Below are 21,986 nucleotides of genomic sequence, written 5' to 3' on the forward strand. Positions count from 1 at the left end.
GGGTTCAGCGCTCTCCAGGGAACAAAAGGTTGCAGGCCAGATGAAAAAAACTCTTATGACGGGTGTATTGGGTGCGGCGGCGCTGTTTAGCGTAGCTTCGGGAGCATCCGCGGATACGCTTTCCGATGTGAAGGCGAAAGGTTTTCTGCAGTGCGGCGTTAATACGGGTCTTCTCGGCTTTGCTTCGCCCAACGACAAGGGCGAGTGGTCCGGCTTTGACGTAGACTATTGCCGCGCTGTGGCTTCTGCGATTTTCGGCGATCCAACCAAGGTGAAGTTCACGCCGCTGAACGCCAAGGAGCGTTTTACAGCCCTGCAGTCGGGTGAAGTGGACGTCCTGATCCGTAACACGACCTGGACGATCAGCCGCGACACTGCGCTTGGCCTTGATTTTGCTGGCATCAACTACTTTGACGGCCAGGGCTTCATGATCAATTCAAAGAAGCTGTCGGGCATCAATTCCGCATTGCAGCTTTCCGGCGCTTCCATCTGCGTTCAGGCCGGTACGACGACCGAGCTGAACATGGCCGACTATTTCCGCGCCAACAAGATGGAATATAACCCGGTTGTCTTCGAGAAGATCGAAGAAGCCAACGCCGCTTACGATTCCGGTCGTTGCGACGCCTATACGACCGACCAGTCCAGCCTCTACGGGGTTCGTCTGGCGCTTGCCAATCCGGATGATCACGTCATCTTGCCGGAAATCATCTCCAAGGAGCCATTCGGTCTGACCGTTCGTCAGGGCGATTCCAAGTGGGCGGATGTCGTTCGCTGGACCCATAATGCGCTGCTCAACGCCGAGGAATACGGCATTACGCAGGCCAATGTCGAAGAGATGAAGAAGTCCGACAATCCGGACATCAAGCGTCTTCTCGGTGTGGAAGCAGACACGAAGATCGGTACCGATCTCGGTCTCGACAATGACTGGGTGGTAAAGATCGTCAAGGGCGTCGGCAATTACGGTGAAATCTTCGAGCGCAATATCGGCGCCAGCAGCCCGCTCAAGATCGCACGTGGCATCAACGCCCAGTGGAACAAGGGCGGCCTGCAATACGGCGTCCCTGTGCGCTAACGGGCCCTTCTTTCCAGACTGATCATCGGCGGGTGCAGCAGCGCCCGCCGGATTTGTCGGCTCTGCAGTTTGTCCGTTTGCTACTGGCCTCGCATCGTGAGGGCATTTGAACGCTGATAAGCTGCTTTTTGGAATTCAACCGCGTCTTGCAGGCCCGCAAGCTCGAGATGAGCCTGAATTGGGGATGGCAAGACCGAACGGTTCGGCATTCGATGTCTCGATTTCAGGAATTGCTCCGCAGATGCGGTCAACCTTTCCTGTTTGAGGTCGATGCAGCCAGCCGAGAGGCACAGGAAACATATGGCTTCCTATTCTGCAACTGAACGTCGCCAGGACAGCGGCGGAACTTCGTTCCTGTACGATCCGCGGATTCGCGGCATCTTCTATCAGGTCATTGTCTTTGGTGCGGTCATTGGCGCGATCTACTGGATTGTCGGCAACACGATCACCAATCTGCAGCGCGCAAACATTGCGTCCGGTTTCGCCTTCCTCAATGGGCGTGCCGGGTTTGATATCAGCCAGACGCTTATTCAGTACAACAGCGATTCGAACTATGGCCGGGCCTTTCTGGTTGGCCTCGTGAATACGCTTTACGTTGCCGCGCTGGGTGTCATTACGGCATCGATCATCGGGTTTCTGGTTGGTATCGGCCGTCTTTCGCGCAACTGGCTGATCCGCAAGATCTGCACGGTCTATGTGGAGATATTCCGCAATATTCCGCCGCTGCTCGTCATCTTCTTCTGGTATTTCGGCGTTCTGTCGGTCCTGCCGCAGGCCCGCGACAGCTTCGCGCTCCCGCTGGGCACGTACCTGAACAATCGCGGCTTCTTCATGCCATCTCCTATATGGGGTGAGGGGGCGTGGCTTCTGCCGGTGGCGCTTCTCATCGGCATCGTCGCTTCGATCATCGTTGCGCGTTGGGCAAAACGCCGCCAGATGGCAACCGGCCAGTCCTTTCACACGATACGCGTGTCCGCCGCCCTGATTATCGGCCTGCCGATACTGGCGCTGATCGCGACCGGTTTTCCGGTTTCGTTCGACTCGCCGAAGCTCGGAACGTTCAATCTGACCGGCGGCGCACAGATCAAGCCGGAGTTTCTGGCTCTGTTTCTGGCGCTTTCCTTCTATACGGCGTCCTTTATCGCTGAAACGGTTCGCGCCGGCGTTCTGGGCGTCAACAAGGGGCAGACCGAAGCGGCTTATGCAGTCGGGCTCCGTCCCGGCCAGACGATGCGTCACATCATCGTGCCGCAGGCGCTGCGCATCATCATTCCACCGCTCTCGAGCCAGTATCTCAATCTTATCAAGAACTCGTCGCTCGCCATTGCCATCGGCTATCCCGATCTTGTCGCCGTAGGTGGCACGATCCTCAACCAGACCGGTCAATCGGTCGAAGTCGTGGCGATCTGGATGGTGATCTACCTGGGCATCAGCCTGATTGTGTCCGGCCTGATGAACTGGTTCAATGCCAAGATGGCGCTGGTGGAGAGGTGACAATGGAAAACGCAGATCTCCAATATGTCCGCTCGCAGATGGTGGATGGCGAAGCGCCGCCACGCTCCGTGCAGGGCATTTCGCACTGGTTGCGCGTCAATCTGTTCGCAACGCCTGTCGATGCGGCGCTGACCATTCTCGGCCTGCTGGCCGTGGCGTGGTTCCTCCCGCCAATCATCGAGTGGCTGTTCTTCAAGGCCGTTTGGACGGGTGCGGATCGCACGGCCTGCCTGACTGTCGCGCAGGGCGGCACGCAACCGGAAGGCTGGTCGGGCGCCTGCTGGGCATTCGTGAACGCGAAATACGAGCAGTTCATCTATGGCCGTTATCCGATTTCGGAACGCTGGCGCGTCAATCTGACGGCGCTGATCTTCGTCGTCCTGCTGGTGCCGCTGCTGATTCCGAAGGCCCCGAAGAAGGCTCTCAATGCGATCCTGTTCTTCTTCGTGTTCCCGATTGTCGCCTTCTTCCTGCTGGTCGGCGGCTGGTTCGACCTTCCTTATGTGGAAACGCCGCTCTGGGGTGGGCTTCTCGTCACGCTTGTGCTGTCCTTTGTCGGTATCGCCGTGTCGCTGCCGCTTGGTATCGTGCTGGCGCTCGGACGCCGTTCAAAGCTGCCGGTCATCAAGACCTTCTCGATCATCTTCATCGAAATGGTGCGCGGCGTTCCGCTGGTGACGGTGCTGTTCATGGCCAGCGTCATGCTGCCTTTGTTCCTGCCGCCGGGCGTGACTTTCGACAAGCTGCTGCGTGCGCTCATCGGCGTGGCGCTGTTCGCTTCGGCCTATATGGCGGAAGTGGTGCGCGGTGGTCTTCAGGCTATCCCGCGTGGGCAGTATGAAGGTGCGGATGCGCTGGGTCTCAGCTACTGGCAGAAAACGGGACTGATCGTTCTGCCGCAGGCGCTGAAGCTTGTCATTCCAGGTATAGTCAACACCTTCATCGGTCTGTTCAAGGATACGAGCCTTGTCTACATCATCGGCATGTTCGATCTGTTGGGCATCGTCCGTCAGAACTTTTCCGATGCCAATTGGGCTTCTCCACAGACGCCTGCCACCGGTCTCATCTTTGCGGGCTTCGTTTTCTGGATTTTCTGTTTCGCAATGTCGCGATACTCTATATTCATGGAACGACGGCTCGACACGGGTCATAAACGATAAGAATAAAGGGAATAATGGAAATGAGTGCACAAAACGCCCTCCCGCAATCCGAGCTGGGAATGGATGTTGACCGTTCGAAGATGCAGGTTTCCACAACCGATGTCGCCATCGAAATCACCAATATGCATAAGTGGTATGGTGAGTTTCACGTCCTGCGCGACATCAATCTGAAGGTCATGCGCGGGGAGCGCATCGTTGTTGCCGGACCGTCGGGCTCGGGCAAATCGACCATGATCCGCTGTATCAACCGTCTGGAAGAACACCAGAAGGGCAAGATCGTCGTCGACAATATCGAGCTGACCAACGATCTCAAGAAGATCGATGAAGTGCGCCGCGAAGTCGGCATGGTGTTCCAGCACTTCAATCTCTTCCCGCATCTGACCATTCTGGAAAACTGCACGCTCGCGCCGATCTGGGTGCGCAAGATGCCGAAGAAGCAGGCGGAAGAAATCGCCATGCACTATTTGGCCCGCGTGAAGATTCCGGAACAGGCCAACAAATATCCGGGCCAGCTTTCCGGTGGTCAGCAGCAGCGTGTGGCGATTGCTCGTGCACTGTGCATGAACCCGAAAGTCATGCTGTTCGACGAACCGACATCGGCTCTCGATCCGGAAATGGTGAAGGAAGTTCTGGACACGATGGTAAGCCTCGCTGCCGAAGGCATGACCATGATCTGCGTGACGCACGAAATGGGCTTTGCCCGTCAGGTTGCCAACCGCGTGATCTTCATGGATCAGGGCCAGATCGTCGAGCAGAACTCGCCGGACCAGTTCTTCGACAATCCGCAACACGAACGCACCAAGCTGTTCCTGAGCCAGATTCTGCACTAATCAGATTAGTGGCCTGAAATCGAAACACCCGCCGGTTCGCCGGCGGGTGTTTTTGTTTATTCGTCGTGCGGGCCTTCGCAGAACTGGATGCGATTGCCGAAGGGGTCGATGACCGCCATTACGCGGCCCCATGGCTCATTCTCAATTCCTGGTCGCATGAAGCGGTAACCGCGTGCGTTGACTTCTTTGTGCAGTTCCTCAACACCTTGCATGCGCACGAAAATATTGGCGCCCGGACTTCCGTCGCCGTGATGCTCGCTGAGATGCAGGACAAGCGCACCGCGGGAAACCTGCATATAAAGCGGCATTCCCTCGGCAAATCGATGCTCCCAATCCAGATTGAAGCCGAGAAAGCCGAGATAAAATTCACGGGCTTTCTCTATGTCGAAAATGCGAAAGATCGGACAGGTTTGCTCAAACTGGATTGCCATTCTGAAACGCCTTTGCGACTGATTATTCCGTGACACGGGAGAGGGAAGCAGTGACTGATTTTCAATGGGTGGAGAAACTCGCGCCTGAGCAATACAGCGAATTTCATGAGTTTTATAGTAAAGAATGGTGGACGAGCGAGCGGACGCTTGATGACGTCACTAACATGCTGGCCCATTGTGATTTGCTTCTGTTCTGCCTCGACGCAGAAAGCAGGATCGCAGGTTTCGCCCGCGTTCTCACGGACTTCACCTTCAAGGCGATGGTCTTCGATGTGATCGTGTCGGAGAAGCATCGTGGACGAGGGCTCGGACAAGCCCTTGTTGAACGCGTTCTCAACCATGAAAAGTTGAAGCGTGTGAAAAGTTTTGAACTCTACTGCCCGGAACAGCTTGTGCCCTTCTACGAGAAGCTTGGCTTCGTGAAGGGCACATCCTCGTTACTTTTCAACCAGCGTTAGAACACCGATCTGACTGAATCAGGTCGGTGTTCTAAGTATTTGTTTCGTCGCATTTGCCTCACGCAAAACCGCTGCGCACTTTTGCTGGAAATGCTCTAATCTTCGACAAACCGGCGCAGGCGCTGGAGTGCGTCGTCCCACTGGTTGGAAACGGTTGCGAGATAGGCGCGGGCGTCAATCAATGGCGCAGGATGCAGGCGAAACCTGCTCTCCCGTCCGACCTTTTCCCGTTCGACCAGATTTGCCTGTTCCAGCACGGACAGATGCTTGGTGACGGCCTGCCGGGTGATGCTGCCGTTTTGCGACAGCACCACAATCGAACGGCTTTCGCCATCACTCAGGGTTTCGATGAGCGCCAGCCGGGTCGGATCGGCGAGCGCTGCAAAAACCATGGACATGTCCATACCGGTCATCTCTGGCTTATCATACATTTTCGACGTGTCTTTTGATGTTGCCGACCTGTTCCTCCCAGCCGCCCTCGTTCATCCGCAACGCCAGCGGCCGGCGTTCGGCAGGCAACGCATCGAAACCACTTTCGACCACCGTCAGCCGCGTTCCGGTCTCGATCGGTTCCAGTTTGAATTCCACCAGCGTCGGCGGCTCCTTGGAATAGTCGATACTGCGGTCCACCGCATAGGGATGCCAGGTGAAGGCAAAGTAGCTCGGTGCCTTCATTTCCTTGATGAGTGATTCCCAAGGCTCGTGCTCGAAACCGGGATAGGTGATGTGGCCGGTCGAACGGGTGCCGACGATGAACGGCCCGTCGATCTTGACCTGAAACCAGCTCCCAAACTCTTCATGATCGGTGAGGGCGCGCCATACGCGGTCGATCCCTGCATGAATATCGACGGTTTTCGCGATGCGGTCAGTATTGCTTGCAATGGTCATGATATGCATCCTCCGTAATTGGCAACTTAATGGTTGCCAATATGGGGTACTTGACGAAATACGCAACTAAAAAGTTGCATATTTTATTCGGGTGCGGTCGCCTTGTCGGGAAGCGGGAACAACGTCACGAATTTTTCTGCAAGGGTGCGGTCGCCTATCACCTTGAGAATATTGGCGCTTTCCAGCACTGAAAGGGGCTGTCCGCCATAGATGGCGGCAGCCAGCATACGCGGTGAACTTTCGAAATGGAGATCGTATTTCTGCGCTGTGCCGCGCTCTATCCGAATCCCTTCATCGTTCAGCTGTGCGGTAAAATCTTCTCCGTCCAGACGGAGACCGATCACGGCGCGCATACCGAGAGCCCTGTCATGATCCATCATGGTTCTGAGCGACAGCAGGAATGAAGCGGTCGAAATAGGCAGGTTGGGATCATGCTTTGGTGAACGCGCGGCCCAACGACCCAACGTTTGAAGGATGGGTTCGCTCTCATAACCCCAATCAGTCAGTTCGTAGACCTGCACCGATGCGGGAGGCGGAAGTTTCGTCTTGCGAAGAATGCCTGCTTCTTCCAGCCCTTCAAGCCTCTGGGTGAGGACATTTGCACTCACACCCGGCAGACCAGCCCGCAGATCGCTGAAACGTTTGGGACCGAACATCAATTCGCGCATAACCAGAAGCGACCAGCGTTCCCCAATCAAATCAAGGGCATGGGCAGCAGCGCAAGCATCGTCATAACTGCGTTTGGCGGCTGGCTTTTCCGATCTAGTTATTTTTTCTAACTTCATGGTTGCTAATTATAACTTATATGCCATTATGTACAAGCGAACTTTGAGTTCTTCCGATGCCAATTGCGTGAATTGTTTTACGCCCGGAAGGCTCAGGCATCGATTGCATGCCGGGCCTCAGACTCATGGCTCGATCTTATCGCCGGGGGAGCCGGGCAGGCGATAGATAATCGTAAAATAAAATCAGGCCACCTGGCCTTCCAACGGAGGAAATCTTATGCCGAAAATGATATTCGTGAACCTGCCAGTGAAGAATGTTGCGCAGTCGACCAGCTTCTACGAAGCCATCGGGGCTACCAAGAACCCAATGTTCTCGGACGAAACGGCTTCCGGCATGGTCTTTTCGGATACGATTCACGTGATGATCCTTGACCACGAAAAGTTCAGCCAGTTTACGCCGAAGAAGATCGCAGATGCCAACACGGTCAGCGAAGTGCTGGTCTGTTTGTCTGCGGAAAACAAGGCTGAAGTCGATACCACCGTTGAGAAAGCGGTAAACGCTGGCGGTAAGGCGGATCCGGGTCCGAAACAGGACTATGGATTCATGTATGGACGCAGCTTTGAAGATCTTGACGGCCATATCTGGGAGATAATGTGGATGGATATGGAAGAAGCCAAGAAGGTTATGGGCTGAGGAGGAAATAATGTCAGGTCTGACAATCTGTCTCTGGTTCGACAAGCAGGCCGAAGAAGCGGCGAACCACTATGTCTCGATCTTCCGCGCTTGCGGAAGATCGGCTTCCGTCGATGGCTTCATCCGATTTGAGCATGCACACCAGCCCGAAGGCACGGATGTGGTTGTGGCGAACTTCACGCTCGACGGGCAGGCGATATCCGGCCTCAACGGCGGGCCGACCTTCAAGTTTTCCCCGGCAGTTTCGCTTTTCGTCCAATGCAAGGATCAGGTGGAACTGGATATGTTCTGGGAGAAACTGATGGAGGGCGGCGCGCCGATGGAATGCGGCTGGCTGACGGACAAATATGGCTTCTCGTGGCAGGTCGTGCCGCAGATGTTGCTGGATGTCCTGCAGAACGGCACAGCCGAACAGCGCCAGCGCGTGGCCGATGCCGTGATGAAGATGGTCAAGCTCGACGTTGCGATGCTCGAAGCTGCGCGCGACGCAGCTTAATTCCGCACGGCCGCAATGGCATCATAGCCATAGAGCCAGTCCAGATCCTTCAGGAAACTATCCGGACTGCGCATGGCGAAGAGCGTGTTGCGGCCAAGCGCGTAAATGCCGGTGGCGTGATAGGCGAACCTGTTCAACTGGCCGCGCTTGGCAACCGCAGCAATCCGCTCCTTGCGGACGGTATCGAAGCGCTTCAGCCCTGCTTCGTGGTCGCCACTGTCCAGTGCCTCGGCAATGGCCGCAGCATCCTCGATCGCCATGGCGGCACCTTGTGCAGCAAAAGGTGTGACCGCATGCGAAGCGTCGCCGAGAAAAATCGTCCGGTCCGGCCCGACGAATTGAGCATCTGGCATTTCGAAAAGCGGCCAATAGGTCCACTCATTGGCAGCCGCCAGCACATCGCGAACGGGAGCGCCCCACTCCGCGTAGATGGAGCGCAAGCGCGCCGGATCGCCGGTTCTGGACCAGACTTCGCCGGGGTTTTCGCCCGTCGTGATGGCGACGAAATTGAAGAAACTGCCGCCCTTGACCGGATAGGCGATGAAATGCGCTTGCCTGCCGAGCCATGCTGAAACTGCGTTGCTTGTTACAACAGCGGACGAAAACGATGCGGGGAGGGCATCCGCCGCGAGCGTAGTGCGCCAGGCAATATGGCCGCTGAACCTTGCCTTGCTGAAACCTGCCTTCGAGCGCTCCGCCGACCAGACGCCATCGCAGGCGATCAGATATGCAGCGTCGACAGATTCTTCGGAATTGCCACGGCGGATAGTGGCTACAACAGCGCCGTTTTCGACGCGATGATTTGTGATTTCAGCACCGAGGCTGATGTCGATGCCGGGCTCTTCACAGCAGGCGTCGAGCAAAGCGGATTGCAGATCGGCGCGATGGCAAACGACATAGGGATGGTGCCAGCGCTGAGAAGCCTTGTCGCCAAGCTTCATTTCCATCAGCGGACGCGCTTTGCGCCCATCCATGAGGTAGAGCGCTTCCGGCGTTATGGCTTGTGCAGAAAGACGGCCGGCAACGCCGAGCCGTTCCAGATGACGCATCGCATTTGGTGCAAGTTGCAGGCCAGCACCGACTTCCGAAAGGGTCTCGGCCTTTTCGACAAGCCGGACATTCCAGCCGCGCGCTGCCAGCTCCAATGCTGCCGACAGACCGGCAACTCCGGCCCCGGCAATCAATATGCGCCCTTTGCTCATGTCGATGAGATCATCCGGCATTCAGCCTCGTGAGGCTGCCCAGATCAGGCAGCTTTGTCGGCGGGTGCTTCGTAAACGCAGCCAGCCGGAACGGTTTCGTCGGCATGGAGCTTGGCGTTGTAGCGATAGAGGGTCGAACAATACGGGCAAACGACTTCACTTTCATCACCCATGTCGAGAAACACGTGCGGATGATCGAAAGGCGGGTTTGCACCGACGCACATGAATTCCTTCACGCCGATTTCGATGGCCGCATGGCCGGCGTCGTTCTGAAAGTGAGGAATAATGTGATCGGACATAATATGCTCCGGTTCTGGTCGATGGGCGGTATGAGCATGATCCTGAACCGGGTCCCGGACAGGATCATGCATAGACATTGGCATGCGTGTACCGCGAAAGTCTTGTTTCCGGAAGCGTTTTCATCAATTCTGAGGACATTTGAAGCTAATTGCTATCAAACTGTCATATGACAGCCATAGGCTTAAGGCAGAGCCGGAATGTTCCGGTGGAAGTCGGGACAGGAAAAATGAGCGAAAACAGCGTTATGGCGAGCGAAACCCCCAACGCGATTGAAGGCGGGACACACGAAATGACAGCCGGACTAGCCCCCAACCCAACCGTCGTTCCCGATGTGGACGTAGCCCCTGACGTTCACAAAGCTTTGAACGGCGAATTGATGCAAAGTTCCGACCGCTTTGTGAATCGCGAGTTTTCCTGGCTGCAATTCAACCGGCGTGTTCTCGAAGAAGCCGCGAATATGCGGCAGCCTCTGCTTGAACGCCTGCGCTTCCTGTCTATCTCCGCCGCCAATCTCGATGAATTTTTTATGGTCCGCATTGCCGGTCTCGCCGCTCAGGTGCGCGCCGGTGTGGCGATGCGCAGCGCCGATGGACGCACGCCGCAGGAACAGCTCGACTTCGTTCTGGACGAAGTAGGGCGCTTGCAGGAAGAACAGCAGGAACGCCTGCGTATGCTGCGCGAGGAACTGGAACAGGACAGCATCGAGATTGTTCGCCCGTCGGCGCTTTCAAAGCCCGAAAAGGAATGGCTTGAAAACCACTTCCTCGAAACGATTTTCCCTGTTCTGACGCCACTCTCCATTGATCCGGCGCATCCGTTCCCGTTCATTCCGAACCTCGGCTTTTCCATCGCCCTGCAGCTTGCGCGCCGCGCCGACAATCATCCGATGACGGCCCTTCTGCGTATTCCGGTCGCGCTCAAGCGCTTCATTCAGCTGCCGACAGACCAGCAAAACACCTACCGCTTCATCACCATCGAGGACGCGGTGAGCCTGTTCATCGGGCGACTGTTCCCCGGTTACGAAGTGCGCGGCGCCGGTACGTTCCGCATCATCCGTGACAGCGATATCGAAGTGGAAGAAGAGGCGGAAGATCTCGTTCGTCTCTTCGAGACAGCACTGAAACGCCGTCGTCGCGGTCAGGTTATCCGCATTGAGTTTGACGGCGAAATGCCAGAAGCCTTGCGCGTCTTCGTGGCGACGGAACTTGGCGTTTCGGAAAACCGCATCAGCGTGCATGAAGGTCTTCTGGCGCTCAACATGATTTCGGAGATCGTTTCGATCCCGCGGGATGACCTCAAATTCGTATCCTACAATCCGCGTTTCCCGGAGCGTATTCGCGAGCATGGCGGCGATTGCTTTGCAGCGATTCGTGAAAAGGACATTGTGGTCCATCACCCCTATGAATCGTTTGACGTGGTGGTGCAGTTCCTGCGGCAGGCTGCAGCCGACCCGGATGTGCTGGCGATCAAGCAGACGCTGTATCGTACCTCCAATGACAGCCCGATCGTGCGCGCATTGGTCGATGCTGCAGAAGCGGGCAAGTCGGTAACGGCGCTGGTCGAGCTGAAGGCACGCTTCGATGAGGAAGCGAATATTCGTTGGGCACGCGATCTGGAGCGCGCGGGCGTTCAGGTGGTGTTCGGCTTCATCGAATTGAAAACCCACGCGAAAATGTCGCTCGTGGTACGCCGTGAAGATCAGAAGCTGCGCTCCTATGTGCATCTGGGCACGGGCAACTATCACCCGATCACGGCGCGTATCTATACCGACCTGTCGTTCTTTACGTCGGACGCGGATATTGCTCGCGACGTGGCGCATATCTTCAATTTCATCACGGGCTATGCCCAGCCTGCCGAAGAGATGAAGATAGCGATTTCACCTTTCACACTTCGCGCGCGAATCCTCAAGCACATCGAGGACGAGGTTGCGCATGTGAAGGCGGGGCGTCCGGCTGCGATCTGGATGAAGATGAACTCGCTGGTTGATCCACAGATTATTGACGCGCTCTACGTGGCGAGCCAGGCGGGTGTGCAGATTGATCTGGTCGTGCGTGGCATCTGCTGCCTGCGTCCGGGCGTTCCGGGGCTTTCCGACAATATTCGCGCCAAGTCGATTGTCGGACGTTTTCTCGAGCACAGCCGCATTTTCTGCTTCGGAAATGGCAATGACCTGCCTTCCGACAAGGCAATCGTCTATATCGGTTCCGCCGACATGATGCCGCGCAATCTTGATCGCCGCGTGGAGACGCTTGTTCCGATCACAAATGCAACAGTGCATCAGCAAATCCTGTCGCAAATCATGTTTGCCAACATAATTGATAACCAACAGAGCTATCAGCTACTTGCGGACGGCACCTCTCGCCGGATAGAAAAAGAAGCAGGAGAGGAAGCTTTCAACGCGCAGGAATATTTCATGACCAATCCTAGCCTGTCGGGTCGCGGAAAGTCGCTGAAGTCTTCGGCCCCCCGCCTTATCGCGCATCGCAAGCGCGCGCAGGCGGAAAGAAAAACGACTGCATGAGTCCAGCTGTAGCACAAGGCCGCCTCAAGGGACTCAAGCCCGTCGCGGTCATCGACATTGGCTCGAACTCGATCCGTGTCGTCATCTATGAAGGCATCGTCCGTTCGCCGACGGTGCTTTTCAATGAAAAGATACTTTGCGGCCTCGGAAAGGGCCTCGCGAAAACCGGCAAGCTCAACGAGAAATCCGTTGAAGCGGCGCTTCGTGCGCTGAAGCGTTTTCGCGCTCTGGCCGAACAGGCCGGCGCGGTTTCCATTCACGCGCTGGCGACTGCGGCTGCACGCGAAGCAAAAAACGGCCCGGATTTCATCGCACAGGCGGAAGCCATTCTCGGCCGGCACATCGAAGTGCTGTCCGGCAAGGAAGAAGCCTATTACTCGGCGCTCGGCATTATTTCCGGTTTCTTCCAGCCGAAGGGTGTCACGGGCGATCTCGGCGGCGGCAGCCTTGAGCTGATCGCGGTGGACGACCACGAGGTAGGCGAGGGGATCACCTTGCCGCTCGGTGGCCTGCGCTTGCAGGATATGTCCGATGGACGGCTGCCAGAGGCAACCAAGATTGCACGCACGGAACTCGCAAAGGCGACGCTTCTGCAAGCCCATCAGGGCCAGGTTTTCTATGCGGTCGGCGGCACCTGGCGTAACCTTGCCAAGCTGCATATGACGGCGAAGAACTATCCGCTGCACGTTATGCACGGTTACGAGATGAATCCGGTGGACGCGCAGAGCTTCCTCAAGCGCGTTGCCAAGGGCAACCTCGACACGATGCGCGGCATTGAAGCGGTTTCGAAAAACCGCCGTCAACTTTTGTCTTATGGCGCCACGGTGCTGCTCGAGGCGATCCGTCTGATGAAGCCCTCCAAGATCGTTTTCTCGGCGCTCGGCGTGCGTGAAGGCTATCTTTATTCGCTTCTGCCGAAGAATGAGCAGCGGCTCGATCCGCTGCTGGCCTCGGCAGACGAACTGTCCATTCTGCGCTCGCGCTCTCCGCGTCATGCCCGCGAACTGGCAACCTGGACAACATTGTCCTTGCCGGTCCTCGGTTTCGACGAAACCGAGGACGAAGCGCGCTACCGACAGGCTGCCTGCCTCGTGGCCGACATAAGTTGGCGTGCGCATCCCGATTATCGCGGGTCGCAGGCGCTGAACATCATCGCTCACGGCTCGTTCGGCGGTATCGACCACGCCGGACGTTCCTTCATGGCGCTTGCCAATTATTATCGCCATGAAGGGCTGATCGAAGACGAGATTGCGCCGGAGATCATGCAGCTCGCCACGCCGCGCCTGCGTGAACGGGCAAAGCTGCTTGGAGCCTTGCTGCGGGTGGTCTACCTTCTGTCGGCTTCGATGCCGGGCGTCATCCCGCGCCTTGTCTGGCGTGAGGAAGAAAACGGCATTGCGCTTGTCGTACCGGGAGACCTGGCCGATCTGATTTCGGATCGTCCCGAAGGCCGCTTGCAGCAGCTCTCCAAGCTGACCGGAAAGAACATCTATTTCGCGGTTGGTGATGCAGCCATCGAGGGGACGCGGGAATAAGGCAGTAAGTGAGTAGGGCAGTAAGGCAATATGTTAATGCTCGCGTTAAACATACTGCCTTACTGCCCTATTGCCTTACTCCCCTAACTCAACTGCCCTGATCCGCCGGTTCTCGAACCTGATGACGATCTTGCCGTCGATAAGATCGAGGGCTTTCTGACCGAAAACCTCGCGACGCCAGCCATGCAGGGCAGGCACATTGGCCTTGTCGCCTTCCGAGGCGATCTTGTCGATGTCGTCGGAATTCGCCACGATCTTTGCCGCGACGCCGTGCTCTTCCGTCACAAGCTTGAGCAGAACCTTGAGGATATCTGCAGCGGCGGCGCTGCCTTCCGGCGAATGCGACGGCTTCGGCAATTTTGGCAAATCTTCCTTCGGGATTTCAAGCGCGGACTGGATCGCTGCGACAAGCCCTGCAGCCTGTGCCGAACGCTCCCAACCCTTCGGGATCGAGCGGAGACGGCCCAGTGCTTCCGCGTCACGCGGCTGCTGCTGTGCGATTTCGGCTATGGTGTCGTCCTTGATGATACGCCCACGCGGCACATTGCGCTCGCGCGCTTCGCGTTCGCGCCAGGCGGCGACAGCCTGTACAATAGCAAGTTCCAGCGGTTTGCGGACGCGTGCCTTGACCCGGCGCCACGCATCGTCAGGGTGCATGTCATAGGTTTCGCGGGAAGTCAGCACCGCCATTTCCTCGTTCACCCACTCGCTGCGACCTTCTTTCTCAAGTTCTTCCTTCAGATAGAGATAGATATCGCGCAGATAGGTAACGTCGGCCAGTGCATAGTCGAGTTGCTTGTCTGAAAGCGGGCGACGGCGCCAGTCGGTAAACCGGGACGACTTGTCGATCTGCTTGCCGGTGACCTTCTGCACAAGCTGGTCATAGGAAATGGCATCGCCAAACCCGCAAACCATTGCCGCTACCTGACTGTCGAAGACAGGCGACGGGATGAGATCGCCGAGGTGGAAGACGATTTCGATGTCCTGCCGTGCTGCGTGGAAAACCTTGACGATCGTCTCATCGGCCATCAGGCGGAAGAACGGCGCGAGGTCGAGCCCCGGCGCAAGCGCATCCACAAGCGCCGTATGGTCAGGCGAGGCCATCTGGATAAGGCACAATTCCGGCCAGAACGTCGTTTCACGGATGAACTCCGTGTCGACTGTAACGAAATCGGATTTGGCGAGGGCGGATACGGCCTCTTCGAGAGCCTGTGTTGTCGTAATCAGATGCATGTCTACCTTTTAGAGCATTTCCAGCAAAAGTGCGAAGCGGTTTTGCGTCGGATAATGCGACAAAACAAAGAGACAGAGCTTTGCCGCTTGTCGCGAAATAATCAGGAACTGGCGCTCCACTTAATACGCACATAGTGTTTTTTGTCGACACGTTACGTCAAGGTGGTTTAACACCAAAACCCGCAGGGAATGCAGACTTGACAAAACCCGGTCAAAATGCGCTTTTCCGCGAGAATTTAAAGCGTTTCCGTCAGCAAGGACTGACTTATTATTCCAAAGGCAGAAATCATGCACCGTTACCGCAGCCATACCTGCGCAGCCCTTCGCAAGACGGACGTTGGTTCGAACGTTCGCCTTTCCGGATGGGTTCACCGCGTCCGTGACCATGGCGGCATTCTCTTCATCGATCTTCGCGATCATTATGGCATTACCCAGATCGTGGCCGATCCCGATTCGCCCGCCTTCAAGGTTGCCGAAACCGTTCGCGGCGAATGGGTTATCCGTGTCGATGGTGAAGTGAAGGCCCGCGCAGGCGATGCGGTCAATACCAATCTGCCGACCGGCGAAGTCGAAATCTTCGCAACCGAAATCGAAGTGCTGGCCGCTGCCAAGGAATTGCCGCTGCCTGTATTCGGCGAGCCGGACTACCCGGAAGATATCCGCCTGAAGTACCGTTTCCTCGACCTTCGCCGTGAAACGCTGCACAAGAACATCATGAGCCGCACCAAGATCATTGCCGCGATGCGTCGCCGCATGACCGAAATCGGCTTCAATGAGTTCACCACGCCGATCCTGACGGCTTCCTCGCCGGAAGGCGCGCGCGACTTCCTCGTGCCGAGCCGTATTCATGAAGGCAAGTTCTACGCGCTGCCGCAGGCGCCGCAGCAGTACAAACAGCTTCTGATGGTTGCCGGTTTCGACCGTTACTTCCAGATCGCGCCGTGCTTCCGCGACGAAGACCCGCGGGCAGACCGTCTGCCGGGCGAGTTCTACCAGCTCGACCTCGAAATGAGCTTCGTGACCCAGGAAGAAGTATGGGAAACGATGGAACCAGTCATGCGCGGCATCTTCGAAGAGTTTGCCGAAGGCAAGCCGGTGACGCAGCAGTTCCGTCGCATTGCCTATGACGATGCGATCCGCACCTATGGTTCGGACAAGCCGGATTTGCGCAACCCGATTGAAATGCAGGCTGTGACCGAGCATTTCGCCGGTTCGGGCTTCAAGGTCTTCGCAAACATGATCGCCAACGACCCGAAGGTCGAAGTCTGGGCAATTCCGGCCAAGACCGGTGGTTCGCGCGCATTCTGTGACCGCATGAATTCCTGGGCGCAGAGCGAAGGCCAGCCGGGTCTCGGCTATATCTTCTGGCGCAAGGAAGGCGACAAGCTTGAAGGCGCTGGTCCGATTGCCAAGAACATCGGTGAAGAGCGCACGGAAGCGATCCGCACGCAGATGGGTCTCGAAGACGGCGATGCCTGCTTCTTCGTTGCCGGTCTGCCGTCCAAGTTCTACAAGTTCGCTGGCGATGCCCGCACGCGCGCTGGTGAAGAACTGAACCTCGTCGATCGTGATCGTTTCGAACTGGCATGGATCATCGACTTCCCGTTCTACGAATGGGACGAAGACAACAAGAAGCTCGACTTCGCACACAATCCGTTCTCCATGCCGCAGGGCGGTATGGACGCTCTGGAAAACCAGGACCCGCTTGCGATCAAGGCTTACCAGTACGATCTCGTCTGCAACGGCTTTGAAATCGCCTCGGGTTCGATCCGTAACCAGCTGCCTGACGTGATGGTCAAGGCATTTGAAAAGGTTGGCTTGAGCCAGCAGGACGTGGAAGAGCGTTTCGGCGGTCTTTATCGTGCGTTCCAGTACGGTGCACCTCCGCATGGCGGCATGGCTGCCGGTATCGACCGCGTCATCATGCTTCTGGTCGGTGCAAAGAATCTGCGCGAAATCTCGCTGTTCCCGATGAACCAGCAGGCACTTGATCTTCTGATGAACGCGCCTTCGGATGTGTCGCCCGCGCAGCTGCGCGACCTGCATATTCGTCTGGCTCCCGTACAGAAGAGCTAAACGACCTCTATAAAAAAGTAAAAACCCGGCCTTGAGCCGGGTTTTTTATTAGGTGAAAAAAGCTCGGTGAGTCTTCTCACCGGGCTTTTTCATTTTAGTTGTTAGCGTCGACGCTGACTTTGAGAAGCTGGATGATCTTCGTCGGGTCCAGCGATGCGGTGGCAACGATGGAAGCGAAGGTCACCGGCTGGTCCGGCGATGCGCTGATGGTCAGCGACTTCGGATCGTCGAAGAACTTGTCGGATGCGGCCTTGAGCTGCTGGGCAAAATCCGGGTTCTTCAGCTGTGTCGCCATCAGCGGAACCATCATCTTCATCTGCTCGCCAAGCTGCTTGCCATCCGCGCCCTGCTGCTTGCCGTAATAGTCGAGAAGCTTCTGGGTCAGGGTTTCGTTGTCGAAGCGGATCGACAGGTTCTTCAGGTTCAGCTGTTCCGCCAGACCCAGAATTGCAAGTCCGGCAGCATCCTTGTCTGCGTCGGCCTTGCTCATGTTTTCCTGTGTCTTCTGGACGGCTTCGAGGAAGGCCAGATCATAGCCACCGAGGCTGCCGGCGATGTTGATCTTGCCAAGTTCCTCGGCCTGAAGTTCCAGCTGGTCCAGCGATGTGTCGCCCGAAGTCGGCGACCAGCTGCCCTTGGAGTTCAGCGAGCCGTTGAAGGTGTTCATGTCGAGCGGTGCAAGCGGGTTCTTGCCGCCCTTCTCAAAGGTCGCGTCGATATTGGCGATGGTCCAGACATAGCCGATCTTTTCGGCCTTGTTGGAGGTGTCGAGCGACAGGTCGAAACCCTTTACGGTGGCGCCATCCGTGCCGGGGGTGCCGAACTGGATTTCGTCAATCTTCAGCTTGTCATACATGACCATGCTGTCGAGCGGACCCTTGGCGGTTTCCGACGGAATATGCACGTTCTGCATGGCAAGGCCCTTGATCTCGGCCTTGTCGTTCTTGTCTTCCTCGCCAGCAAAGGCAAGATCGGGCACGGTGACCTGTTCGATGCTGTAGCCGCCGTCCGGCGCATCCTGAACGTTCTGGAGCGTCACGTCGCCGAGGGCGGTTTCTTTTTCGCCCACCGTCGGCAGCTTGATCTTGGTGCCCTGGAGCACGATGTCGGAGCCGTTCGCCTGAACATTGGCGAAGCTCAGTTCGCCGCCCTGTTTCGCATAAAGTGCCTTGATACGCTCGGCGACTGCATTGGCGTCAGCTGCCATGGCCGCGCTGCCGAAAATCAGCGAAAGCGCTGTACCTGCAGCCAAAACACGTGCCGCTGGCTTGATATTGACGAAAACCTGCATTCGAAGCTCCTGCCTAATCTCTAATATAGCGCGGCATTCATAGGCGGAAATCACTCGCAATAACAACATGATTTCCTCAGCCTGCGATTGCAGCCGGGGAAACTTGCCCCCAATAGCTCTATAGGACACAAATGGCGGCAGGATTGCGACTATTACACACTAATGTACTGGATTGGTTCTCCTGAACTCTTGCTGGCGAATCGCGCAGTTGGTACTGAGAGACATGGGAAAAAGTCTGATTCCGCCGGATGACGGCGAAGAACACATCGAACGGGTCGATCTCAAATCGGCTCTCGAGGAACGTTACCTCGCTTATGCGCTGTCGACGATCATGCATCGTGCGCTGCCGGACGTGCGCGACGGCTTGAAGCCGGTGCATCGTCGCATCATGCACGCCATGCGTCTGCTGCGTCTCAATCCCGATCAGGCCTATGCAAAATGCGCCCGTATCGTCGGTGATGTGATGGGTAAGTTCCATCCGCATGGCGATGCGTCGATCTACGATGCGCTGGTGCGTCTGGCGCAGGATTTCGCGGTGCGTTATCCGCTCGTGGACGGGCAAGGCAACTTCGGCAATATCGATGGCGATAACGCGGCTGCCATGCGTTACACCGAAGCGCGTATGACGGAAGTGGCGACGTTGCTGCTGGAAGGCATCAACGAAAACGCCATCGATTTCCGCCCGACCTATAATGAAGAGGACGAAGAGCCGATCGTTCTGCCGGGCGCTTTCCCGAACCTGCTTGCAAACGGTTCGGCGGGCATTGCGGTCGGCATGGCGACCAATATTCCGCCGCATAACGTGGCGGAGCTTTGCTCGTCGGCGCTCTATATCATCAATCATCCTGACGCGCCGGTGGAGGAACTTGTCACCTCGCCAGCGCAATGGGCGGAAATTGAACATGAGGCCAAGACCGATCCGGCCGCTCTGCTGAAATGCAAGGTACGCGGCCCGGATTTCCCGACGGGCGGTATCCTTGTCGAAGAGCACGGCAATATACTCGAGGCCTATCGCACGGGCCGCGGCGCATTTCGTGTGCGCGCCCGCTGGGAGAAGGAAGAGGGCAATCGCGGCACCTGGGTGATCGTCGTCACCGAAATTCCCTATCAGGTTCAGAAATCGCGCCTGATCGAAAAGATTGCCGAGCTGCTGCTGGCAAAGAAGCTGCCATTGCTCGACGACATTCGTGACGAGTCGGCGGAAGACATTCGCATCGTTTTGGAGCCGAAGAACAGGACTGTTGATCCTGAACTGCTGATGGAATCGCTGTTCAAGCTGACCGAGCTGGAAAGCCGCGTTTCACTGAACATGAACGTGCTGTCGCATGGCAAGGTGCCGAATGTTCTGTCGTTGGGCAGCGTTCTGCGCGAGTGGCTCGACCACCGCAAGGAAGTGCTTGTCCGCCGTTCGCAATTCCGTCTGGCGGAAATCGAAAGACGCCTGGAAATCCTTGGCGGCTTCCTGATCGCCTATCTTAATCTGGATGAAGTGATCCGCATCATCCGCGAGGAGGATGAGCCGAAGCAGGACCTGATGCGGACCTTCGAGCTGACCGACGTTCAGGCCGAGTCGATCCTCAATATGCGCCTGCGTTCGTTGCGCAAGCTCGAGGAATTCGAAATCCGCAAGGAGTTCGACGATCTCACCGTCGAGAAGACGGACCTCGAAGGGCTGCTCGCTTCGGGCACACGCCAGTGGAAGAAGATCAGCGCCGAAATCAAGTCGGTGCGCGAAAAGTTTGGTCCGAAGACCAAGCTCGGCGCACGTCGCACGACCTTTGCCGATGCGCCGACCCATGATCTGGAAGATATTCATCAGGCGATGATCGAGCGAGAGCCGGTCACGATCGTGGTTTCGGAAAAGGGCTGGCTGCGCGCGATGAAGGGGCATCTGGCCGATTTCTCGACGCTCGCCTTCAAGGAAGGCGACAAGCTCAAGCTCGCTTTCCATGCCGAGACGACGGACAAGCTTCTGTTCTTCACGACAGGCGGCAAGTTCTTCACCATCGGCGCAAACACGCTGCCGGGCGGTCGCGGCCATGGCGAGCCGATCCGCATCCTTGTCGATATGGAAAACGATCAGGATATCTTGACGGCCTTCGTGCATGATCCATCCGCGAAACTGCTGCTCGTCAGCCATGAAGGTAACGGTTTCATCGTTCCAGAAAACGAAGCGGTCGCCAACACCCGCAAGGGCAAGCAGGTGATGAACGTCAAGGCGCCGGACGAGGCAAAGCTTTGCCAGCGCGTTTCCGGCGATCATATCGCTGTCGTCGGCGAGAATCGCAAGATGGTGGTCTTCCCGCTTTCCGACATTCCGGAAATGACACGTGGCAAGGGCGTGCGCCTGCAAAAATACAAGGATGGCGGTGTTTCCGACGTCCGCACCTTTGCACTTGCCGAGGGGCTTTCCTGGCAGGATTCGGCAGAGCGCACCTTCAATCGCAACAAGGAAGAGCTTGTCGAGTGGATCGGCGCACGCGCCTCTGCGGGCCGTCTGGTGCCGAAGGGGTTTCCGCGTTCAGGCAAGTTCTAAGTGTCTGATCTAAAAGTCGCCATGCCGGTCTAAAATGGCAATTTCTGTGCTTCCGGTGCTCACGTACCTTTATGTACGCTGCGCTCCGGTTCTCGAAATCACCATTTTCACCACGGCCTGCCGCTTTTTGATTCAGACACTGCGCAAACGGATCAATAAAAAAGCGGCTTTCGCCGCTTTTTATGTCTAACCCTCAAACCGTTGCCAGCCGCGGGGGCCCAGATGCTCCTGCGGGGTAAAGCGGATCTTGTATTGCATCTTGCGTGATCCCTCGACCCAATAGCCGAGATAGACATGCGGCAGACCGGCGGCGTGTGCGCGCTGGATATGATCGAGGATCATGTAGGTTCCAAGCGACCGGTCATGCATATGCGGTGAGAAGAACGAATAAACCATCGACAGGCCATCGGCCATCACGTCGGTGAGTGCTACGGCGATCAGCTCGCCGTCGCCCTTGGCGCTGATGAAGCTTTCCGGACCGCGCTTGCGATATTCGATGATCTGCGTGTTCACATGCGTATCCTCGATCATCATTGCATAGTCGAGGACAGTCATGTCCGACATGCCGCCGGATCGGTGGCGCGCATCGAGATAATCGCGGAAAAGCGCATATTGTTCGGTGCTGGGCTGAGCCTTGTGCACGCGCCCGATCAGGTCATTGTTCTGCGTCCAGACGCGACGCATGTTGCGCGTCATCTTGAATTCGCCGGCAAGGATGCGAACGGATATACAGGCTCTGCACAATTCGCAAGCCGGACGATAGGCAATGTTCTGGGAACGGCGAAAACCGCCTTGGGTCAGGAGATCGTTGATTTCGTTCGCTTTGTCGCCGACCAGATGCGTAAAGACTTTTCGCTCCATCTGACCCTCTAGATAAGGACAAGGCGACGGAGCTGTCAGAAAGAACTGCGGAGACTGTTGCGGTTGATGGGTCATTCAATATCCACGAAATGGTAATACCGAAACCATCACGATACTGTCTCTAAGGATTGAGCCGACGGCACAAAACGTCAATAGAAATTTTGCGCAGCCGGCTCTGAATTT

General features: G+C 56.7%; 20 protein-coding genes. 11 read left to right on the top strand and 9 right to left on the bottom strand.

Annotated features, from left to right (window positions below):
* Positions 1-40: 40 nt before the first annotated feature.
* The 4 genes from FG152_RS06375 (at position 41) to FG152_RS06390 (ending at position 4,556) form a co-directional block, all read left to right on the top strand.
* The gene (locus FG152_RS06375; RefSeq protein ID WP_010661062.1) at positions 41-1,072 is read left to right on the top strand and encodes an amino acid ABC transporter substrate-binding protein; all 1,032 of its coding nucleotides are present in this window, start codon (positions 41-43) and stop codon (positions 1,070-1,072) included.
* Positions 1,073-1,372: 300 nt separating this feature from the next.
* Positions 1,373-2,566 carry an amino acid ABC transporter permease gene (locus FG152_RS06380; RefSeq protein ID WP_498985526.1) on the top strand — a complete coding sequence of 398 codons (1,194 nt, stop codon included), beginning with the start codon at positions 1,373-1,375 and terminating at the stop codon, positions 2,564-2,566.
* Positions 2,567-2,568: 2 nt separating this feature from the next.
* Positions 2,569-3,726: an amino acid ABC transporter permease gene (locus FG152_RS06385; RefSeq protein ID WP_331664421.1), complete on the top strand. Its 1,158-nt coding sequence runs from the start codon at positions 2,569-2,571 to the stop codon at positions 3,724-3,726.
* A gap of 20 nt (positions 3,727-3,746) precedes the next feature.
* Positions 3,747-4,556: an amino acid ABC transporter ATP-binding protein gene (locus FG152_RS06390; protein WP_012092357.1), complete on the top strand. Its 810-nt coding sequence runs from the start codon at positions 3,747-3,749 to the stop codon at positions 4,554-4,556.
* 56 nt (positions 4,557-4,612) lie between these two features.
* Here FG152_RS06390 and FG152_RS06395 read toward each other — a convergent pair whose 3' ends face one another.
* Positions 4,613-4,987, bottom strand: coding sequence for a glyoxalase superfamily protein (locus FG152_RS06395; protein WP_029925143.1), 375 nt, complete (start codon positions 4,985-4,987; stop codon positions 4,613-4,615).
* Between the two features lie 50 nt (positions 4,988-5,037).
* Between FG152_RS06395 and FG152_RS06400 the strand changes: the two genes are divergently transcribed.
* Positions 5,038-5,445, top strand: a complete 408-nt coding sequence (locus FG152_RS06400) for a GNAT family N-acetyltransferase (RefSeq protein WP_029925142.1) — start codon at positions 5,038-5,040, stop codon at positions 5,443-5,445.
* A gap of 95 nt (positions 5,446-5,540) precedes the next feature.
* Here FG152_RS06400 and FG152_RS06405 read toward each other — a convergent pair whose 3' ends face one another.
* From FG152_RS06405 to FG152_RS06415, 3 genes are all read right to left on the bottom strand, one after another.
* On the bottom strand, positions 5,541-5,858 hold the full coding sequence (locus tag FG152_RS06405; protein WP_029376230.1) for an ArsR/SmtB family transcription factor: 318 nt from the start codon (positions 5,856-5,858) through the stop codon (positions 5,541-5,543).
* A 10-nt stretch (positions 5,859-5,868) separates the two neighbouring features.
* Positions 5,869-6,333 (bottom strand): SRPBCC family protein, encoded by a 465-nt coding sequence (locus tag FG152_RS06410; protein ID WP_010661069.1) that lies wholly within the window; start codon positions 6,331-6,333, stop codon positions 5,869-5,871.
* Positions 6,334-6,416: 83 nt separating this feature from the next.
* A complete protein-coding gene (locus FG152_RS06415) occupies positions 6,417-7,118 on the bottom strand; it encodes a winged helix-turn-helix transcriptional regulator (RefSeq protein ID WP_331664422.1) in 702 nt (233 codons plus the stop codon).
* 217 nt (positions 7,119-7,335) lie between these two features.
* Between FG152_RS06415 and FG152_RS06420 the strand changes: the two genes are divergently transcribed.
* On the top strand, positions 7,336-7,752 hold the full coding sequence (locus FG152_RS06420) for a VOC family protein (RefSeq protein ID WP_010661071.1): 417 nt from the start codon (positions 7,336-7,338) through the stop codon (positions 7,750-7,752).
* A gap of 10 nt (positions 7,753-7,762) precedes the next feature.
* Complete coding sequence (locus FG152_RS06425) at positions 7,763-8,248, top strand: VOC family protein (protein WP_029925140.1); 486 nt, start codon at positions 7,763-7,765, stop codon at positions 8,246-8,248.
* On the opposite strand, the gene FG152_RS06430 is transcribed toward FG152_RS06425, so the two are convergent.
* Positions 8,245-9,450 (bottom strand): FAD-binding protein, encoded by a 1,206-nt coding sequence (locus FG152_RS06430; RefSeq protein ID WP_331664803.1) that lies wholly within the window; start codon positions 9,448-9,450, stop codon positions 8,245-8,247. The genes FG152_RS06425 and FG152_RS06430 overlap by 4 nt on opposite strands.
* A 44-nt stretch (positions 9,451-9,494) precedes the next feature.
* Complete coding sequence (locus FG152_RS06435) at positions 9,495-9,749, bottom strand: zinc-finger domain-containing protein (RefSeq protein WP_010661074.1); 255 nt, start codon at positions 9,747-9,749, stop codon at positions 9,495-9,497.
* 290 nt (positions 9,750-10,039) lie between these two features.
* Here FG152_RS06435 and FG152_RS06440 point away from each other — a divergent pair, with 290 nt between their 5' ends.
* The gene (locus FG152_RS06440) at positions 10,040-12,271 is read left to right on the top strand and encodes an RNA degradosome polyphosphate kinase (protein WP_043062647.1); all 2,232 of its coding nucleotides are present in this window, start codon (positions 10,040-10,042) and stop codon (positions 12,269-12,271) included.
* On the top strand, positions 12,268-13,806 hold the full coding sequence (gene ppx, locus FG152_RS06445) for an exopolyphosphatase (RefSeq protein ID WP_498985532.1): 1,539 nt from the start codon (positions 12,268-12,270) through the stop codon (positions 13,804-13,806). The genes FG152_RS06440 and ppx overlap by 4 nt, the downstream gene beginning before the upstream one ends.
* Before the next feature lie 75 nt (positions 13,807-13,881).
* On the opposite strand, the gene rnd is transcribed toward ppx, so the two are convergent.
* The gene (gene rnd / locus FG152_RS06450) at positions 13,882-15,039 is read right to left on the bottom strand and encodes a ribonuclease D (protein ID WP_036579852.1); all 1,158 of its coding nucleotides are present in this window, start codon (positions 15,037-15,039) and stop codon (positions 13,882-13,884) included.
* 288 nt (positions 15,040-15,327) lie between these two features.
* On the opposite strand from rnd, the gene aspS reads away from it, so the two are divergent.
* Positions 15,328-17,115 carry an aspartate--tRNA ligase gene (aspS, locus tag FG152_RS06455; RefSeq protein ID WP_010661078.1) on the top strand — a complete coding sequence of 596 codons (1,788 nt, stop codon included), beginning with the start codon at positions 15,328-15,330 and terminating at the stop codon, positions 17,113-17,115.
* A 94-nt stretch (positions 17,116-17,209) separates the two neighbouring features.
* Here aspS and FG152_RS06460 read toward each other — a convergent pair whose 3' ends face one another.
* Positions 17,210-18,406, bottom strand: a complete 1,197-nt coding sequence (locus tag FG152_RS06460) for an aq_1923 C-terminal domain (RefSeq protein ID WP_498985533.1) — start codon at positions 18,404-18,406, stop codon at positions 17,210-17,212.
* 223 nt (positions 18,407-18,629) lie between these two features.
* Between FG152_RS06460 and parC the strand changes: the two genes are divergently transcribed.
* Entirely contained in the window at positions 18,630-20,942 is a 2,313-nt protein-coding gene (parC, locus tag FG152_RS06465; RefSeq protein ID WP_036579857.1) for a DNA topoisomerase IV subunit A, read from the top strand.
* A gap of 186 nt (positions 20,943-21,128) precedes the next feature.
* Here the strand turns inward: parC and FG152_RS06470 are convergent, their stop codons facing one another.
* The gene (locus FG152_RS06470) at positions 21,129-21,878 is read right to left on the bottom strand and encodes an arginyltransferase (protein ID WP_012092346.1); all 750 of its coding nucleotides are present in this window, start codon (positions 21,876-21,878) and stop codon (positions 21,129-21,131) included.
* Between the last annotated feature and the right edge of the window lie 108 nt (positions 21,879-21,986).

Source organism: Ochrobactrum sp. XJ1, from assembly GCF_024701725.1.
In the GTDB taxonomy this organism is placed as follows: Bacteria; Pseudomonadota; Alphaproteobacteria; order Rhizobiales; family Rhizobiaceae; genus Brucella; species Brucella anthropi.

Coding starts and splice junctions, on each gene's coding strand:
- FG152_RS06375 (WP_010661062.1), top strand. CDS start 41: ATGAAAAAAACTCTTATGACGGGTGTATTGGGTGCGGCGGCGCTGTTT.
- FG152_RS06380 (WP_498985526.1), top strand. CDS start 1,373: ATGGCTTCCTATTCTGCAACTGAACGTCGCCAGGACAGCGGCGGAACT.
- FG152_RS06385 (WP_331664421.1), top strand. CDS start 2,569: ATGGAAAACGCAGATCTCCAATATGTCCGCTCGCAGATGGTGGATGGC.
- FG152_RS06390 (WP_012092357.1), top strand. CDS start 3,747: ATGAGTGCACAAAACGCCCTCCCGCAATCCGAGCTGGGAATGGATGTT.
- FG152_RS06395 (WP_029925143.1), bottom strand. CDS start 4,987: ATGGCAATCCAGTTTGAGCAAACCTGTCCGATCTTTCGCATTTTCGAC.
- FG152_RS06405 (WP_029376230.1), bottom strand. CDS start 5,858: ATGACCGGTATGGACATGTCCATGGTTTTTGCAGCGCTCGCCGATCCG.
- FG152_RS06410 (WP_010661069.1), bottom strand. CDS start 6,333: ATGACCATTGCAAGCAATACTGACCGCATCGCGAAAACCGTCGATATT.
- FG152_RS06415 (WP_331664422.1), bottom strand. CDS start 7,118: ATGAAGTTAGAAAAAATAACTAGATCGGAAAAGCCAGCCGCCAAACGC.
- FG152_RS06420 (WP_010661071.1), top strand. CDS start 7,336: ATGCCGAAAATGATATTCGTGAACCTGCCAGTGAAGAATGTTGCGCAG.
- FG152_RS06425 (WP_029925140.1), top strand. CDS start 7,763: ATGTCAGGTCTGACAATCTGTCTCTGGTTCGACAAGCAGGCCGAAGAA.
- FG152_RS06430 (WP_331664803.1), bottom strand. CDS start 9,450: ATGAGCAAAGGGCGCATATTGATTGCCGGGGCCGGAGTTGCCGGTCTG.
- FG152_RS06435 (WP_010661074.1), bottom strand. CDS start 9,749: ATGTCCGATCACATTATTCCTCACTTTCAGAACGACGCCGGCCATGCG.
- FG152_RS06440 (WP_043062647.1), top strand. CDS start 10,040: ATGACAGCCGGACTAGCCCCCAACCCAACCGTCGTTCCCGATGTGGAC.
- ppx (WP_498985532.1), top strand. CDS start 12,268: ATGAGTCCAGCTGTAGCACAAGGCCGCCTCAAGGGACTCAAGCCCGTC.
- rnd (WP_036579852.1), bottom strand. CDS start 15,039: ATGCATCTGATTACGACAACACAGGCTCTCGAAGAGGCCGTATCCGCC.
- aspS (WP_010661078.1), top strand. CDS start 15,328: ATGCACCGTTACCGCAGCCATACCTGCGCAGCCCTTCGCAAGACGGAC.
- FG152_RS06460 (WP_498985533.1), bottom strand. CDS start 18,406: ATGCAGGTTTTCGTCAATATCAAGCCAGCGGCACGTGTTTTGGCTGCA.
- parC (WP_036579857.1), top strand. CDS start 18,630: ATGGGAAAAAGTCTGATTCCGCCGGATGACGGCGAAGAACACATCGAA.
- FG152_RS06470 (WP_012092346.1), bottom strand. CDS start 21,878: ATGACCCATCAACCGCAACAGTCTCCGCAGTTCTTTCTGACAGCTCCG.